At 46.2% G+C, this 1,944-nt stretch carries 2 protein-coding genes and 1 pseudogene; all 3 read left to right on the top strand.

What is annotated here, in order from left to right:
- The first annotated feature begins 27 nt into the window (after positions 1–27).
- Entirely contained in the window at positions 28–453 is a 426-nt protein-coding gene (gene ndk, locus ACTHUE_RS17105) for a nucleoside-diphosphate kinase (RefSeq protein WP_004519785.1), read from the top strand.
- A 170-nt stretch (positions 454–623) separates the two neighbouring features.
- The gene (rlmN, locus tag ACTHUE_RS17110) at positions 624–1,712 is read left to right on the top strand and encodes a 23S rRNA (adenine(2503)-C(2))-methyltransferase RlmN (protein ID WP_003683577.1); all 1,089 of its coding nucleotides are present in this window, start codon (positions 624–626) and stop codon (positions 1,710–1,712) included.
- Between the two features lie 8 nt (positions 1,713–1,720).
- Positions 1,721–1,944 (top strand): annotated as a pseudogene (locus ACTHUE_RS17115) (type IV pilus biogenesis/stability protein PilW); the annotation flags it as partial.

The raw sequence follows: 1,944 nt of genomic DNA on the forward strand, positions 1-1,944 counted from the left end.
ACCTATTAATAAAAACAAGGACATAACATGGCCATCGAACGTACGATTTCCATCATCAAACCCGATGCAGTAGAAAAAAACGTCATCGGCAAGATTTACAGCCGCTTTGAAGAAAACGGCTTGCGCATTATTGCGGCGAAAATGAAACATCTGTCTGAGCGCGAAGCAAAAGAGTTTTATGCTGTACACAAAGACCGCCCTTTTTATGAAGACTTGGTTAAATTCATGACTCGCAATCCTGTTATGATTCAAGTATTGGAAGGTGAAAACGCCGTTGCCAAAAATCGCGAATTGATGGGCGCAACCAATCCAGCCGATGCAGCTCCGGGCACAATCCGTGCCGACTTTGCAGAATCTGTCAGTGTTAATGCTGTACACGGTTCTGACAGCGTGGAAAATGCTGCGATTGAAATCGCCTACTTTTTCAGCCAAAGCGAAATCTGCCCACGATAAAAGCAAAAAGCCTGTAGCCGCTTTACGGCCGTCCGATTCCATATCGGACGGCAAAAGTGCTTTGTATGCCCTGCAAATGACAGGCCGTCTGAAACCCTAAAGGCTTTTAAAGCAAAGCTGACCGATAAGCCTCTTTACTTTAAAAGCTTTATTGAGAAACATAAAAATACATGAAAACCAATCTACTGAATTACGATTTAAATGGACTGACGCAACACTTTGCCGAAATGGGTGAGAAACCTTTCCGCGCCAAACAAGTCATGCGTTGGATGCATCAAGCCGGTGCACAAAACTTTGAAGAAATGACTGACTTGGCCAAATCATTGCGTGCCAAGTTGAATGAACAAGCCACAATCGAAGTGCCTAAATTAATGATGGCACAAGAATCTACTGATGGCACACGCAAATGGTTGCTGGATGTCGGCACGGGCAACGGTGTAGAAACCGTCTTTATTCCCGAAGCCGAACGCGGTACTTTGTGCATCTCTTCCCAAGTAGGTTGCGCATTGGAATGCACTTTCTGCTCTACCGGACGACAGGGTTTCAACCGCAACCTGACTGCCGCTGAAATTATCGGTCAGCTTTGGTGGGCCAATAAAGCCATGGGTGTTACCCCTAAAAACGAACGCGTTATCTCCAACGTGGTGATGATGGGTATGGGCGAGCCTATGGCAAACTTTGACAATGTTGTTACTGCCTTGAGTATTATGTTGGATGATCATGGCTACGGCTTGAGCCGCCGTCGCGTGACCGTTTCCACTTCGGGCATGGTTCCACAAATGGACAGACTGCGTGATGCAATGCCTGTTGCTTTGGCTGTATCTTTACACGCATCCAACGATGAAGTGCGCGATCAGATTGTTCCTCTCAACAAAAAATACCCGCTCAAAGAATTGATGGCGGCCTGTCAACGTTATCTGGTCAAAGCCCCCCGTGACTTTATTACCTTTGAATACGTTATGCTCGACGGTATCAATGATAAAGCACAACATGCGCGCGAATTGATTGAATTGGTTAAAGACGTACCATGCAAATTCAATCTGATTCCGTTCAATCCTTTCCCAAATTCCGGCTACGAACGTTCTACCAATGAAAATATCCGTGTCTTCCGCGATATTCTGCAACAAGCCGGCTTTGTCGTTACTGTCCGCAAAACCCGCGGCGACGATATCGATGCCGCTTGCGGACAATTGGCCGGACAAGTACAAGATAAAACACGCCGCCAACAAAAATGGCAACAGATTTTGGTCGAACAATAAGGTTAATTATGAAAATCAAGTTCGGATTCGCTTTACTTACCGCACTGACTCTTTCTGCCTGCGCTTCCTCTTCCGGCCCAAGCCCTAAAGAACGTGCCATTCAAGTTTCTAATATCAAAACCCAACTGGCTGTGGAATATATGCGCGGCCAAAACTACCGCCAAGCTACTGAAAGTATCGAAGAGGCGCTTAAGTCCAATTCCAAAAATGACCTTGCTTGGTTGGTACGCGC

Source organism: Neisseria sp. P0021.S005 (genome assembly GCF_051956955.1).

Bases quoted from the DNA above. Each gene is read 5' to 3' on its own strand.
- rlmN (WP_003683577.1), top strand. From the start codon at position 624: ATGAAAACCAATCTACTGAATTACGATTTAAATGGACTGACGCAACAC.
- ndk (WP_004519785.1), top strand. From the start codon at position 28: ATGGCCATCGAACGTACGATTTCCATCATCAAACCCGATGCAGTAGAA.